At 55.9% G+C, this 14019-nt stretch carries 13 protein-coding genes and 1 pseudogene; all 14 read left to right on the top strand.

The window, feature by feature from the left end; genetic code table 11:
* Positions 1 to 3: 3 nt before the first annotated feature.
* The 14 genes and pseudogenes from DFQ59_RS07650 to DFQ59_RS07590 all read left to right on the top strand — a co-directional run bounded on the left by DFQ59_RS07650 (position 4) and on the right by DFQ59_RS07590 (position 14016).
* Entirely contained in the window at positions 4 to 366 is a 363-nt protein-coding gene (locus DFQ59_RS07650; protein ID WP_245937213.1) for a type II toxin-antitoxin system PemK/MazF family toxin, read from the top strand.
* A gap of 168 nt (positions 367 to 534) precedes the next feature.
* Complete coding sequence (locus tag DFQ59_RS07645; RefSeq protein ID WP_245937212.1) at positions 535 to 1059, top strand: transposase; 525 nt, start codon at positions 535 to 537, stop codon at positions 1057 to 1059.
* 327 nt (positions 1060 to 1386) lie between these two features.
* Complete coding sequence (locus DFQ59_RS07640) at positions 1387 to 2874, top strand: flippase (RefSeq protein ID WP_147275192.1); 1488 nt, start codon at positions 1387 to 1389, stop codon at positions 2872 to 2874.
* Positions 2855 to 3742 (top strand): sulfotransferase family protein, encoded by an 888-nt coding sequence (locus DFQ59_RS07635; protein ID WP_114279066.1) that lies wholly within the window; start codon positions 2855 to 2857, stop codon positions 3740 to 3742. Before DFQ59_RS07640 ends, DFQ59_RS07635 begins: the two co-directional genes overlap by 20 nt.
* 107 nt (positions 3743 to 3849) lie before the next feature.
* Positions 3850 to 5037: an acyltransferase family protein gene (locus DFQ59_RS07630; RefSeq protein WP_147275191.1), complete on the top strand. Its 1188-nt coding sequence runs from the start codon at positions 3850 to 3852 to the stop codon at positions 5035 to 5037.
* A gap of 212 nt (positions 5038 to 5249) precedes the next feature.
* Positions 5250 to 6452, top strand: coding sequence for a glycosyltransferase (locus DFQ59_RS07625; RefSeq protein WP_114279064.1), 1203 nt, complete (start codon positions 5250 to 5252; stop codon positions 6450 to 6452).
* 586 nt (positions 6453 to 7038) lie between these two features.
* Complete coding sequence (locus DFQ59_RS19795) at positions 7039 to 7839, top strand: glycosyltransferase family 4 protein (protein ID WP_170142077.1); 801 nt, start codon at positions 7039 to 7041, stop codon at positions 7837 to 7839.
* Positions 7836 to 9194 (top strand): hypothetical protein, encoded by a 1359-nt coding sequence (locus DFQ59_RS07615; protein WP_114279062.1) that lies wholly within the window; start codon positions 7836 to 7838, stop codon positions 9192 to 9194. Before DFQ59_RS19795 ends, DFQ59_RS07615 begins: the two co-directional genes overlap by 4 nt.
* A 104-nt stretch (positions 9195 to 9298) precedes the next feature.
* A complete protein-coding gene (locus tag DFQ59_RS07610) occupies positions 9299 to 10447 on the top strand; it encodes a glycosyltransferase (protein ID WP_114279061.1) in 1149 nt (382 codons plus the stop codon).
* A gap of 477 nt (positions 10448 to 10924) precedes the next feature.
* Positions 10925 to 11674: a glycosyltransferase gene (locus DFQ59_RS19790; protein WP_170142076.1), complete on the top strand. Its 750-nt coding sequence runs from the start codon at positions 10925 to 10927 to the stop codon at positions 11672 to 11674.
* A pseudogene (locus tag DFQ59_RS20635) lies at positions 11671 to 12189 on the top strand (glycosyltransferase); the annotation flags it as partial. The gene DFQ59_RS19790 and the pseudogene DFQ59_RS20635, both read left to right, overlap by 4 nt.
* Before the next feature lie 48 nt (positions 12190 to 12237).
* Positions 12238 to 12843: a glycosyltransferase gene (locus DFQ59_RS20215; protein WP_245937211.1), complete on the top strand. Its 606-nt coding sequence runs from the start codon at positions 12238 to 12240 to the stop codon at positions 12841 to 12843.
* Between the two features lie 218 nt (positions 12844 to 13061).
* Positions 13062 to 13409, top strand: a complete 348-nt coding sequence (locus tag DFQ59_RS20040) for a putative colanic acid biosynthesis acetyltransferase (RefSeq protein WP_211314818.1) — start codon at positions 13062 to 13064, stop codon at positions 13407 to 13409.
* Positions 13396 to 14016, top strand: a complete 621-nt coding sequence (locus DFQ59_RS07590) for a class I SAM-dependent methyltransferase (RefSeq protein ID WP_114279058.1) — start codon at positions 13396 to 13398, stop codon at positions 14014 to 14016. Before DFQ59_RS20040 ends, DFQ59_RS07590 begins: the two co-directional genes overlap by 14 nt.
* The last annotated feature ends 3 nt before the right edge of the window (positions 14017 to 14019 follow it).

The raw sequence follows: 14019 nt of genomic DNA, 5'->3' as shown, positions 1-14019 counted from the left end.
TGGGTGCCCGCGCGGCAGGACGTCATCTGGATCGACTGCAATCCCCAGGCCGGGCGTGAAATGCGGGATATGCACCCATTTCTCGTGTTGTCGCCACAACACTTCAACGCCAAAACCTCGTTGGTCATCGGCCTGCCCATGACCACCGCCGAATACAACGCAGACAACCCCTTCGCCGTTGCCGCTGGTAAGGCCAAAGGAAAAAGCGGCAAAACAAGCTACGTACTGTGCCATCAGCCCAAATCATTCGACTGGCGCGTTCGCAACGCAGCGCCTCACCCCATGCGCAAGCTCGACAACGCCCACTTCGCTGAAGCTTGCGCCATACTCGAGCAAATCATGCAGCTGACGGGGCAGAAGGGATAGGACAGATTCAAAAGCGCACCAGCCACCTGGCTTCAAAACGTCACGGCCCGGCGACCCGGAAAGTTCCGAAAGTTCCGGCAGAAAGTTCCGGGGACACCTCATGAAGTTCCGGAAGTTCCGGGGACACCTCACACAATTCCAGACCGAACGGATTCGGAGTCCTTCTGCATGGCAAGACTGGCCCGAGTGGTGGCCCCTGGATTACCGCACCACATCACCCAGCGGGGCAACCGGCGGCAGAACACCTTTTTCAGGGACGATGACTTTCGGGTCTATATCGATCTCATGGCCACGTGGTGCGCGCATTACGGTGTCGCGGTTTGGGCCTACTGCCTCATGAGCAACCACGTCCACCTGATTGCCGTGCCGGAAGAGGCAAACGGACTGGCGCCGGCGATCAGCGAGGCGCACCGCCGCTACAGCCGACACATCAATTTCCGTGAGGGATGGCGGGGCCATCTGTGGCAAGGGCGGTTTGCCTCTTTCCCCATGGAGGAAACGCACCTCCTGGCTGCGGCCCAGTATGTCGAACGGAACCCCGTGGCGGCGGGGATGGTGAAGGCGGCCGGCGACTATCCCTGGAGCAGCGCCCGGGCGCACTTGGATGGCCGGGACGACAGACTGGTCCGAGTGGGGCCGCTTCTGGAAATGGTCAGTGACTGGGGAGCCTTTCTGGAGGAGCCGCTCCCCTAGGACGAGCGAGAGGCCTTTCGGACCCACGAACGCACAGGCCGCCCACTCGGCAGCGAGGCCTTTGCCGAGAAGTTGGAGGTCATGCTGGGCCGGTCTCTGAGGAAGCGAAAACCCGGGCCGAAGCCGGGGGCTCCAGAGGAGATGAAACAACGTGGAATTACGTAAGGTGTCCCCGGAATTCTTTGCCACTGGGGGGTGACATTGTGGGAGGCACGCCACCACGGCAATAGCGGCACCGGCCACCGTCCCTTCGGCCTGGGGCTGGCCTCCTGCGCCTGAACGGAGCCACCCGTTGAAACTCGTAACCATCCTTTCAAGTCCGGTGGGTTGAGCAAAGCGCAGCGTGGCTGGCGAGACACTATCCTTGAATCCTGCAACCTGCATCTTGCTCAATGGGACGTGCAACTCAGCGTTTCCCCAAGTGACGTCTTTCCGTTCCATGACTCCGGCTTGCTACCAAGAACCATGACTCCGATTCGCAGCTACATTCTGAGGGGTGCAAGCTGGAGTGCCGCAGTCCAGGTCCTCAATACCGCGCTGAGTTTCGCGGCCAGTGTGCTTCTTGCCAGGTTGCTCGGGGTTACAGGCTATGGGGCCTATCAGTACACGATGGGCTGGATCGCTCTTCTGGGTACGCTTGCAGGATTCGGTTTGGGTCGTGTCGTCGAGCGAGAACTGGCGGTTGCTGTTGCCAAACAGGAGTGGGCGAGAGTCAAAGGGGCTGTGCGGTTCGGCTATCTCGTCGTTGCTCTTGTCTCCGTCGCCCTGGCCGTTATCCTCTTGGTGTTAACGACACTCATTCCTGGTGAGAAAGGGGCCCTGTTCGCCACTGCAGCGTTCCTGCTGCCGATTCAGGCCCTCCTGGGGCTGAGTGGCGCCGTACTGCTCGGTTTCAAGAGAGTCGTGCAGAGTTCGTTGCCGAATGTGCTTCACATGTGCGCCTTCGTGGCCCTGCTGGTCGTGGTTTGGCTGGTCGCTCCGACGGAAGGCTCTCTGGAACCGGACACGGCCCTTTATCTCCAGATGGCTGCGGCGGGGGTCGCGTTGGCGCTTGGTATTGCCCTTGCTTCCATCGCTTACGGGGTCCAGCCGGAGTGGAAGCACCCGTTGGAACCGGACTATGCGGCTACATCTTGGTTGAAGGCAGGGCTGCCGCTGCTGCTTATCAGCGGCATGCTCACCATTAACAACCAAGCCGACATTCTCATGCTTGGAGCACTGGTGAACGATGAGGCGGTGGGCATGTACCATACCGCGACCCGGATGGCGAACTTCATCGCCTTCGCGCTGGGCGCGATGATCGTCCCGATGCGCCCCTTGATGTCAGAGTTCAATTCCACAGGACAGCAAGTACGGTTGCAGCGCATGGTTACGAAATCCATCCGCGCTGTCTTTCTCCTCACTTTGCCGCTTGCAGTCGTTTTCATTTTTTTTGGCGGCCCATTGCTGGGCTGGATCTACGGCGATGCGTTTCGCGAGGCCGCGAGTGCTCTCGCTCTACTGAGCATTGCGCAATTGCTGAACGTGGCCACCGGGCCGGTGCAGGCTTTGCTGGTGATGTGCAGCCACGAGAAGACGGTGGCGTGGGGAGTTGCCCTGAGCACCTTCGTGAACGTGTCGCTGAACTCAATTCTGATTCCCCTGGCCGGAATCGACGGCGCGGCAATGGCCACCGGATTGAGCTTGGCCATCTGGAACCTGGTTCTCGTCCGGGAAACTGAGAGACAATTGGGCATCCGACCCACCATTTTCGGTCACCGGCTTTCCTTGAATCGTCGTGCAGGACTCGCTGCCAATGAAACCGCAACCCGCTAGCCTTGAACCCTCCCTTGACCGTGGTCTGACATCGCGCCGGTTGCTCAAGGCAATAGCGCACCCTCTTTGGGCTCTGCGCAATGCCCGTTATCACTGGGTGCGCACCATCTCCGATTCCGAACACGTGTTCGTCATGGGGCCACCGCGCAGTGGCACAACATTGATGCAGTCGCTCCTACGGAGCCACCCCGGTTTCTGTGGCTTGGAGGATGAAACGTGGTTTTTCTTCCGGCGCAACTATCTCGATCTTCGCTATCCGGAATTGCCACAAGAAGAGATGAGCCGGATTTTGCGTCAGGCGCGCGACTCGGTAGATCTCTTTGATGCAATTGCAAACGCCCTGATGGAGCAGAAGGGCGCCCGGCGGTTTGTGGAAAAGACCCCTGAGCACGCATTGTGTCTACCCTTCCTCACGCGCCATTTCCCCCGGTCAAAATTCGTTTTCATGCTACGAGATCCCCGGGACGGTTATCTCTCGGCGCTTCGCAATCCGAGAGTCAAGAGTGGAAGTATTCCAATGTACACGGAACTCTGGAAGCGCTCCGTGGCCGCTTTTGTGACGGCTCAGGAAAGCGGAGCAAAAATAGAACTGGTCCGGTACGAATCACTGTGTCGAGATCCTCGGGCAGTCTTGGAGAAAGTGATGACCTTTCTGGGCGAGTCGCTCGATCCGGCACAGTTGCAGTCCGAGAACTATTCGAAGACGCGTGTCAGGAACCAGCAGGGCCACCAGCGCTTGGCGGAACGGATCACCGATGCGTCGGTAGGGCAATGGCGAGCACATTTGAGCCCTGAGCAGTTGGAAGAGTTCCAGGAACGCATCGGGCCCTGGATGGAAAGAATGGGCTACACTGCGGACGGGCGTTAGAACGATGAATGGGTGCACTTCGGCATGCTTCACGCTGGGGCGGTTGAAATGTATTTGCGGACCTTTGTTCCGTCCAGAAAGCAAGTTGGTGTGATATTGGATGTTCTTTGGGTAAAGCGTTGATCAACCCTTTTATGCGAATAGGTAGTGCTGACGCTGCAGTACGGCATCAATACATAGATGTTCTAAGGGGCGTGGCAATTCTTGGTGTAATTGCGGTGCATAGCCACCAGAACATAGGTGGGCTTTCGACGCTAGTGGCTTGGATTTGTAACTATGGACAAGTGGGGGTTCAACTATTCTTTGTTGCTTCCGCCCTAACTCTGTGCCTCTCTGCGAGTGAGCGTGACGAAAGTTCCCCAACAAACTTCTATATTAGACGCTTTTTCCGCATTGCACCTTTGTATTATTTTGGAATCATTCTGTATTTCGTGTGGCGATCCGGGTTGAGTCTATATCAGGGAGGGCAGTTGGCTGTTCCGAAGGGTTATACGATCTCCGGAATTGTGGAGAATATCCTATTCCTACACGGATTCGACCCTTTCAACTTTAACTTCGTTGTTCCTGGAGGCTGGAGTATCGCCACAGAAGTATCATTTTATGCGATTTTTCCGGTTATGTATCTATTGCTTCGCAGGATGAGTCTGACGCAATTCTTTCTGTTAATAATCGTTGTTGCGGTGTTTTCATTCTTAGTTCAGTATTATGCCATATGCCATGTTCAGCCGCATCTGGTCGACAGAGAAATTCTGGATCGGGTAATTCCTAATGATCAATTTGGGTATATATATGCACTTATTATTAATCAAATAAACGTATTTCTTATTGGAATGGCAACATTTAGAATGCTGAATTATAAAATATCCGCAGCACATCTTGCGCTCGCTGCGTTTTTAATCGTTGAAAGTTGTTTCCTGCTGAATGACCGCGTGTATGATACAGGCTTTGATGGCTTTGCTTATCCAGCTCTATCGGCTGTTGCATTTTCAATTATAACTATCAAAATATCTGGTGTGGGTATACCCAGCAATATTGTTTTTCGTGCTTTAATTGAGATTGGTAAAAGCTCCTACTCGATGTATATAATTCACTTTATTGTTCTTTATATTGTGAATGAGTTGTTGTTTAACTTTGGAGTTTACGAGTTTGTCAAATTACCTGAGGGGCAACTTGTACTGCTATTTGTGTCGGTCGTTACGCTAACATACTATGTTTCGACATTAACGATGGGCTACATTGAGGCGCCTGGCATAAGAATGGGTAAATGTTTCCTTCGACAAATGCATCGTGGATAACTGAAAGTGATATTGCAATACACGCGTTCGGCATGGAGTGGTCGACGAGGGTTCGTGTGCTTGCGCACTGAATAAAGATGTAGTCGAGAAATGCGCTGCTCTTGTACATTATGTTGCTGACGGAGAGGTGTGGTGCCACGCAAGCATAACGAGGGTTGCATGTCAGGTGTGTGCGTGGGATACAGCTTTATTTGCCTTAATATTATTTAGTTATGAAAATCGCTAGTTTTGCCATTCCGATGATAGGTGGTGTTTATTCCGTAGCCAGTCGTTTGCGTCAGGGCTTGGCGGAACATGGCGTTGAGATGCGCTGGATCGGTATCGGCCCAAGGGGCATAGAAGCCTGGAACGAGCCTGGGATGGAGGCGGAACGCGCCCACGGGATTGTTGTCGGCATGGACGCCGCCTCGGACCGGGAGCAGGCCGCGGCGGTGATCGCCTATCTCGAAAGTGAGAGGTTCGATGGTGTGATCCTCGACGTGCTGGGTGGGGTGCTTCAGCCCAACCTGGCAAGATACCTTCCAGAGCACTTCTTTCGCCTCCTGATAGTGCATAGCATCACGCCGGGAACGTATGCCCACGCCCGTGCAATCCGCGACTTCGTGCACGCGACCGTGGGAGTATCGCCGAGGGTCCGTAAAGACTTGGTTCGTCGCCACGGTTTCGACCCTGAGCGGACACATGCCATCCCTAATGGATGTGACCTCAGCCCATTTGCGTCGACCAGGCGCGACCATTCCGAGGCCGTACTGCGAGTCCTATGCCTGGGGCGAGTCGAGAATTCGTCCAAAGGGGTTTTGGATATACCGCGAATCGCCAGAAGGCTGAATCGGCCCGACATAAGGTTCACGATTGCTGGTGATGGCCCCGATCTGGGTGCGCTGAAGGCTGCTGCGCGTGGCAGTTCCAGCAGTTTTAACTTCCTGGGCGCGGTCCCGCCCGCCCAGGTGGCTGACTTGATGGCTCGGCATGACGTGCTGCTGTTCCCGTCGCGGTTTGAAGGCCTCGGACTGTCTCTTGTGGAGGCTATGGTTACCGGCTGTGTGCCTGTTGCCTCTCTGATTCGGGGCGTGACCGACTTTGTCGTCGAAGACGGTGTGACCGGGCTGCTATTTCCCGTCGGGAGCATCCGTCGCGCTGCCGACGCGCTCAATCGACTGGCAGACGACCGAACACTTCTCGACCGGTTGAGCAGTAACGCACATTCAGCGGCATTGGCGCGCTTTGACGTCGGGCAGATGGCGGAACAGTACCACGACGTTTTGCGGACCCTGATGGCATCTCGTCACGCAATCCATTCCCCGCTGGCATTGGAGTCTTGGCATTACCCCGCCGCGTTACGGCCAGGTTGGCGGCGTTACGTTCCGGCTTGGGCCAAAGGCTATGGGCGGATCCTGGCGGCACGTTTGCGCTGATGCGGGGCCGGACAGCGCAGTGACGACGCAATCCCACTTGGTGGGCGAGAGTTGGACCGGGCCGGCGGATGCGGTTGCATTGCTGTATCCTGTATCTGGTGCGTCAGCGGCCTGAAAACGATTTTGACCACTCTATTGACTTCAACACATGTCTGAACCATATCCATTCCTGGTAGCACAACTCGGCGCCCGCATGCACTATTCCGTTCCAAGGATTCTGCAGAATGCTGGCCAACTGGGTCACCTCTATACCGATATTTGTTCATCGACGGGACTGTTGCGCGCCTTGAGTCTGCTTCCGCAATCGCTTCAGAATGGTCCAGTTCGAAAGATTCTGGGTCGGTCGCCTGAAGGAATTCCTCAGGCCAAGATCTCAAGCTTTGATTGGTTTGGTGTGCGGTACGCGTGGCGACTCCGCAAGGCCCGCACGGCCGCAGAGAGGACGGCAGTCAATCTTTGGGCAAACCAGGAGTTCTGTCGGAGAATCCTGAATGGGGGCTTCGGCTCTGCGCGTGCGGTCTACACGTTCAACGGGGCCGGTCTCCCGCTTCTATCCGCAGCGCGTCGAGCGGGCTTTCGAGCTGTGATGGAGCAAACCATCGCGCCGCTGCGTTTCGAGAGGCAGCTGATGCTGGAGGAGGCTGAAGCACACCCGGAGTGGGGTGAGAGGCCTACCAATGAGTCGGTCTTTGACCGCCTGTGCGAAACCGAGGAAGCGGAGTGGAGCCAAGCGGACCTGATTCTCTGCGGTTCGGAATTTGTAAGAACGGCAATAGGATTGTGCGGTGGACCGGTTGAGCGTTGTGAGGTCGTTCCCTACGGCGTGCATCTGGCCCGCTATCAGGGACATGTCAGGGAAAGGCGATACGAGGGTCCACTCCGGGTCTTGATGGTCGGTTCGGTTGGGCTGCGTAAGGGAACACCTTATGTGTTGGAGGCGGCAAAGCTCATGGGACCGCGTGCGCAATTCCGGGCAGTAGGTCCGATTGACCTTCGGCCAGGCGTGTTGCGAGATCTTTCTTCCCATGTCCAGGTGCTGGGATCGGTTCCGCGAAGTGACATGCCGAAGCACTACGCATGGGCGGATGTTTTCCTGTTGCCCTCACTTTGTGAGGGTTCTGCGACGGCCTCATATGAAGCCTTGGCGGCCGGTCTGCCTGTGATTTGTACAGACAATACCGGTAGCGTGGTGAGTGATGGCGAAGACGGATTTATTGTTCCGATCCGGGATGCGAATAGCATTTGCGAAAGGCTGTCATGGCTTTCTGATGCGCCTGAACGACTAGCGGAGTTTGGCTTCAATGCGACTCGGAAGTGTGCGGTGGTTTCGGAGGCGGCGTATGCAAAGCGACTATTGACGGTTCTCAACAAGAGGACGGCAGATTGATCGCCTGGGGACTATTCTGGATACTGGTTGCGCTCAGCGTCAGGAGCTTTTGGTGGGGCCTGAAAAGGGCAGATAGGTTGTATCAGTTTCCCACGCTCTTTGGGGCAGCATGGTTGTTCTATATAGTACCCCAGGCATTTGGCGCCCTGAGCAATCCGTCCAAGTTTCCGCCCCAGGTGTTGCATGACGGCGGCATGGAACTTGCGCTCCTGATGTCCATTATTTGCGTGCAGGCGGGGTGGCTCGGGTATCACAGTAGGGCATGGAAGAGGCGGGGATTGTTACCCAGTCCGAAGCGGCGGGCACACTCGCACCGAAGACTCTTCCATGCAGCGGTCCTGCTTTACGTAGTGGGCTTCTATTTCCAGTACAAGTTGGCCGTGCTGACCGGTGGGTTCGTCGCCCAGTTCACAGGGGGAGGGCACTATGGCCTGGTGTGGTCCGGCCTGCCCGTAAGGTATGTTTTCTTTGGACAGCTGATCTATCCGGGCTTGCTGTTCGCACTACTTTCCTTTCTGAACAGGCCCTCAGCGGTGCGTGGCATAACAGTTGCGCTTTTCTCGGTCTATCCGCTCTTGACTGTGATCTTTCTGGGTCGAAGATCCACTCTGGTCTTCATCATACTGGTAATACTGTTGAGTTTGTATTTCATGCGTCGCTGGACGCCTCCCCGATGGACGGCGATCGCTGGAGGAGTGTTCGTCTTCGTTGCAATCGTGATCATGCCGCAATATAGAACCATCACGCAGTACGGGATTGACATGGAACAGATCCGGGAGATTCAGGTGCGTTCAGAAGTGGCTGACGTATTCTCCGGAACTGGCTATGCCGAGTTTGATTCTTTCATTGTTCGAGCAGCGGCTGTTCAGCAGGACCTCAACTTTGGACTAGGTAGCTCCTTTTACAATGCTGTTGTGAGCATGTTGGTCCCGCGGCAGATTGTCGGCGGTGATGTAAAGGAAGCATTGATGATCCGGATAGGGTTTGATGAGGACAGTTTGTGGAAGCGATACGGTTGGGTCATGCCATACGGAAGTAATCCGACAGGCCCCGCAAACGCATTTACGGAATTCTGGTATTTCGGTGCGTTATTTTACTACTTTGCCGCCATTATCGTGCGGCGCATATGGGAAGGAGCCTTGCAGAAGGAAAATCATGGCATGCAGATCTGGTACGTCATGATCTCGATCCTGATCCCAACCGCAGTGGTAGGCTCGATCTTTATCTTGCCTGGTCGGCTGATCACCCTGTACCTGTTCCTGACGCCGATGCTGATATATGCGTCCCGTCGTCGTCTACTTACCTATCGCGGCCTACCGATACCTCCCGAGCAAAAAGAAAAACTCGCAGAATAGTAGTGTACGGTTGTGTTGGCTAAGATCGAGACGGCCGCGCTACTATGTGAGCGGATTAAGGGTCGCCTGGTAGTAGCCTAAGGCAAGAAGTGACAGGGAGTTGTATGACCGCAACGTGTATTGTGTTTCTGGGGTATCCCATAGGGGATGATGGGGCTCCGCATCAGGCGATGAGTGCTCTTCAACTTTCGCGGAATAATATCAGTGTCACTTATATCGCCTGGGGAAACCAACCGCCGCCGGATTGGCTTGTGGAGTATCCGCAACTCAATTACATTCTTGTCAAGAAGTCCGGCGTGGCGTCAGCGCTGCTACTCGTGAAGCGAATGCTTCACGAGGCTCGCAAGGCGAGGGTTAAATATATTTATGTGCAGGGCGCGCAACAGACACCCTTCGCAGCTATATTGTGGATGCTCGGTAGTCGGCGACGCACGATTTATCATACCCAGGATTTCTTGGGTCCGGGTCAACACTGGCTTTACGAAATAACGGAGCAATTCGTTGCGCGTCGGGCCGATGTGGTGATCTGCAATGAAGTCAACCGCGCTCGATTTATGGCGAGCCTGTATCGGTTGCCAAAAATGCCCGAGGTGGTACCAACCGCCCTGCCGGCGGACTGGCCCGTCCCTGCGCGTGATGAGAGTTTGCGGAGAGGGCTCTTGAGTAGACTTGGAATGGAAGAGCTCAGTGGTGCGCGACTGGTGATCGCGGGCGGGCCCTACGGCGTTGACCGCATGTCGCCGGAATCATTGCGGGCGCTGGCGCAACTTCCAGATAACTTCGCCCTGGTTTTTACGGGAATGGATGATTCCAGCCGTCGGGCACAACTTGAGGCGGATCCAGGATACCCTGCTGTCTGCGGAAGAGTGTTGTGTCTTGAAAGATTGCCATTCGACTATTTGCTTCGGGTTTACGCGGCTTGCGATATTGGTCTGTTGTTGTACCCGAACTCTGGAATTGGTCACTTCTATCAGTGTCCTGGCAGACTCACGGAGTACTTGCGTTGCGGACTGCCGGTCGTAGCCGCCAACTATCCTGGGCTGGATCTGTTGGTCCGCAGGCATGATATTGGGGCGGTAGCCGATCCCTATGACCCTGAGGAGATAGGCGATGTCTTGGCACGGTTGGGTGGGGTGTCAAGCGAAGAATTGGCAGCCACGCGTGCGCGCGTGCAGCAGATTGCGGTTTCGAACATGAATTATGAGCGAGAGGCCGGCCGAGTGTGGAAGCGCGTCTTCGAACGAGATTCATAGGTGATGGTAACTGTGAAGGAATCGCCGAAGCGTGCAGTCATAATTTTTGATGCTCTTGGTCCCTATCATCGCGCGCGGCTAAGTAAAGCGACAGCTTGGTGCCAAGCTGTTGGGTGGGATTTGACAGTAATAGAGCGGGTTGGGGCACAGGTAGACTACCCGTGGTTTGGAGGTGGTGAGAATGAAGAGTTGCAGGTGCTTCGAGCCTATGGGGCAGATGAGCCGGTTCCATCGGATCGCAGATCGGCGACGCGTCTAATTGCGCTGTTGAACGACGTGAAGCCGGATGGCGTTGTCTTTGGGCGTAATTCGCCTGCGTTGTATCCGGTTCTAAGATGGTGTGTGCAAGGGGGTGTTCCGTCTGTACTGCTCTCTGATAGCACATGGCATGACAGACCACGTGTTGGGTGGAAGGAGTGGGTGAAATCAAGGATTACGAAATTATATGGAAGTGCTCTCACCTCTGGTGTACGAGGAATGGAGTACCTGATTAACCTGGGGATGCCGGAAGAACGAATCTGGACAGGTTATGATGTGGTGGATAATGAGCATTTTCGAGAAGGGGCGCAGCGTGCACGAGCCAAGGCGACGTTCCTGCGAGAAGAATTGGACCTGCCGGAGCATTACTTTCTGACGTGTGCTCGCTTTATTGACGTCAAGAACTTGACAGGACTCGTGCTGGCGTATGCACATTATGTTGTTGACTGTGGGACTCAGCCGTGGGGATTGGTTCTGGTGGGCGATGGCCCATTACGCGGAGAGATTTGGGCGTTGGTCCAGAATCTCGGATTGGAGGATTTGATCCGCCTGCCGGGCTATAAGGACTATGAAGAATTGCCCGCTTACTATGGGTTGGCAGACGTCTTCGTGCTACCTAGCTCAAGCGAGACATGGGGATTGGTCGTCAACGAGGCGATGGCTGCAGGTCTGCCGGTCCTGGTTTCGGAGAAATGCGGATGTGCACCAGACCTTGTGCGAGAGGGGGTAAACGGCTTCACCGTGGATCCGGGGGGCGTTGGGCAGTTGGCAACCCAAATGTGGGAAATGGCATCGGAATCCTGTGACCGCACGGCAATGGGCCGGGCTAGTGAGAAAATTGTCAGTCGGTGGACGCTCGAGACTTTCGCACAAGGATTGCACGGAACTCTGGAGTGTGCCGGGCAGGCTCCCATAAAGAAACCCGGTGTGCTGGACAGTATGATCCTGCGGGTGTTGGAACCAAAATGAGGATTGGCATCGTTACCGCAGCTATTTCACGGCGGGCAGGGGGATTGTTTTGGGCGGTACGTTCACTGTCGCAGGAGGTGAGTCGACAGGGATGTGAGGTAAGTGTCTATTCGGTCGATGATCGGTTCGCGGCAGATGATATTGAACAGTGGCAAGGGCTTGATATAACGCTGTGCACTACGCGGGGTCCGGCTTCGTTCGCTTTTGCCCCGGGGATGGGGGCGGCTTTGAGAATGGGACAAGTGGACCTGGTGCATGCCCACGGATTGTGGATGTATCCGTCAGTAGTGAGTTCACGATGGGCAGGAAACAAGGGTGCACCCAGGGTTGTGTCACCCCATGGAATGTTGGATCCGTGGGCCATACGCAATTCGGCTGTTAAGAAGAAACTGGCAGGGTGGGCGTATGAGAATCGACACCTGCGGCGAGCTACGTGTTTGCATGCACTCTGTGATTCAGAGTATGAATCAATACGGGCGTATGGCCTGCGAAATCCTGTGGCGATTATCCCAAACGGTGTCGAATTACCGCTGCTTAGCGCTGACGGGGTAGAGCCGAGTTGGTTGGACAAAATCCCCTTGCAGAGTCGGGTCTTGTTGTTTCTTGGTCGTATACATCCTAAGAAGGGTTTGGCAAATCTGCTTCATGCGTGGGCGCAGGAACTGCGCGCGTCGCACGGCAGGTCGTGGCATTTGGTTGTTGCCGGATGGGACCAGAACGGCAACCAAGCGGAGCTTGAAGGTTTGGTAGAAGGGCTTGGTATCGGGTCGACTGTACACTTCGTGGGGCCGCAGTTCGAGAAGCAGAAGTTGGCGAGTTTGTTGCGTGCCGATGCTTTCGTTCTTCCTTCCTTCAGTGAGGGGCTGCCCATGGCCGTACTTGAAGCGTGGGCCCACCGACTGCCTGTACTGATGACCTCACAGTGTAATCTCCCGGAGGGTTTCGCCGCCGATGCAGCGGTTCCAATGGAGCCGAACGTGGAGTCGATCCGCCAAGGCTTGGGTACGCTTTTTGAAATGAGCAGCGATGAGCTTGCCGAAATGGGCAGTCGCGGTTGTGCGTTAGTGGAGGACCGCTTCACATGGCCTGCCGTTGCTGCGCAGATGTGCTCGGTGTATGCATGGGTGCTGGGACAAGGGCCTCGGCCTGATTGCGTGCGTCTGGATTGAACCACCTCATAGGCCTAGCGGTGCGTAGCCAGCGCCTTACTTTCCGAGACAAGTTCGCACGTATGCTCTGGCAGGTCGTGTGGCTGGTGCTCTACCGGCCAACACCGCGCCCGCTACACGCCTGGCGTTGTCTGCTACTGCGCCTATTCGGTGCCAAGCTGGGCAAGGGGGTACACCCGTATCCGTCAGCCCGCATATGGGCGCCATGGAATCTCGAAATGGGCGATCATGCCTGCTTGAGTGAAGGGGTGGATTGCTACTGCGTGGACAAGATTCGTATCGGTGCCCACTCCACGATAAGCCAGTACAGTTTCCTGTGTTCCGCCAGCCATGATTACACCCAGGCGGCTATGCCACTCGTCACCGCACCCATTACGATTGGCGAGTGGGTGTGGATCACTGCTGATGTGTTCGTCGGTCCGGGAGTGACTATTGGCGACGGGGCTGTGGTAACAGCGCGCTCGAGTGTGTTTAGTGATCTCCCGCAATGGATGGTGGCCAAGGGGAATCCCGCAGCGCCGGTCAAGCGACGGGAGTTCAAAAGTGAAGAGAATGGAGCAGACTGAAATATCAGGTTATCGCTGGGATGATTCTGAGCTGACTTCCTCCCATGACTACCTGCTGCCCGCATTGTTGAAGGAACTCCGGCGGCTGCGGGAGGGGCGTCTGTTCGAACTGGGGTGCGGCAATGGCAGCGTGGCGAACGTGCTCTCGCAGCATGGCTGGGATGTTACCGGGATCGACCCCTCTACAGATGGTATCGCCCAGGCCAACTCCCGTTTCCCGCACCTCAAGCTATACGCCGGTTCTGCCTATGACGATTTGTCGGCCAGCTATGGGCGGTTTCCCGTGGTGACCAGCCTGGAGGTGGTCGAGCATGTTTACTTTCCCCGAAAGTATGCGGCGACGCTGTTTGACCTGCTGGAGCCGGGTGGGACGGCTATCATCTCCACGCCCTACCATGGCTACTGGAAGAACCTGGTCCTGGCGCTGACCGGTCGGATGGACGCGCACTTCACGGCACTGTGGGACCACGGTCATATCAAGTTCTGGTCGGTCCGGACACTGGGGGTCTTGCTGAAAGAAGCAGGTTTCCGTGACATCGCCTTCACGCGTGTGGGGCGGGTTCCGCCCCTGGCGAAGTCCATGATCGCAATTGCGCGCAAGCCCTGACTC

It is taken from the genome of Thioalbus denitrificans (assembly GCF_003337735.1).
Lineage (GTDB): Bacteria > Pseudomonadota > Gammaproteobacteria > DSM-26407 > DSM-26407 > Thioalbus > Thioalbus denitrificans.
Note: the sequence above shows the minus strand (reverse complement) of the source record. Positions and strands in the feature narration are given on the sequence as shown.

Excerpts from the sequence above, each read along its gene's own strand:
- DFQ59_RS19790 (WP_170142076.1), top strand. The coding sequence starts at position 10,925 with ATGGAGTACCTGATTAACCTGGGGATGCCGGAAGAACGAATCTGGACA.
- DFQ59_RS20040 (WP_211314818.1), top strand. The coding sequence starts at position 13,062 with ATGGGCGATCATGCCTGCTTGAGTGAAGGGGTGGATTGCTACTGCGTG.
- DFQ59_RS07610 (WP_114279061.1), top strand. The coding sequence starts at position 9,299 with ATGACCGCAACGTGTATTGTGTTTCTGGGGTATCCCATAGGGGATGAT.
- DFQ59_RS07625 (WP_114279064.1), top strand. The coding sequence starts at position 5,250 with ATGAAAATCGCTAGTTTTGCCATTCCGATGATAGGTGGTGTTTATTCC.
- DFQ59_RS07635 (WP_114279066.1), top strand. The coding sequence starts at position 2,855 with ATGAAACCGCAACCCGCTAGCCTTGAACCCTCCCTTGACCGTGGTCTG.
- DFQ59_RS07645 (WP_245937212.1), top strand. The coding sequence starts at position 535 with ATGGCAAGACTGGCCCGAGTGGTGGCCCCTGGATTACCGCACCACATC.
- DFQ59_RS19795 (WP_170142077.1), top strand. The coding sequence starts at position 7,039 with ATGGAGCAAACCATCGCGCCGCTGCGTTTCGAGAGGCAGCTGATGCTG.
- DFQ59_RS07590 (WP_114279058.1), top strand. The coding sequence starts at position 13,396 with ATGGAGCAGACTGAAATATCAGGTTATCGCTGGGATGATTCTGAGCTG.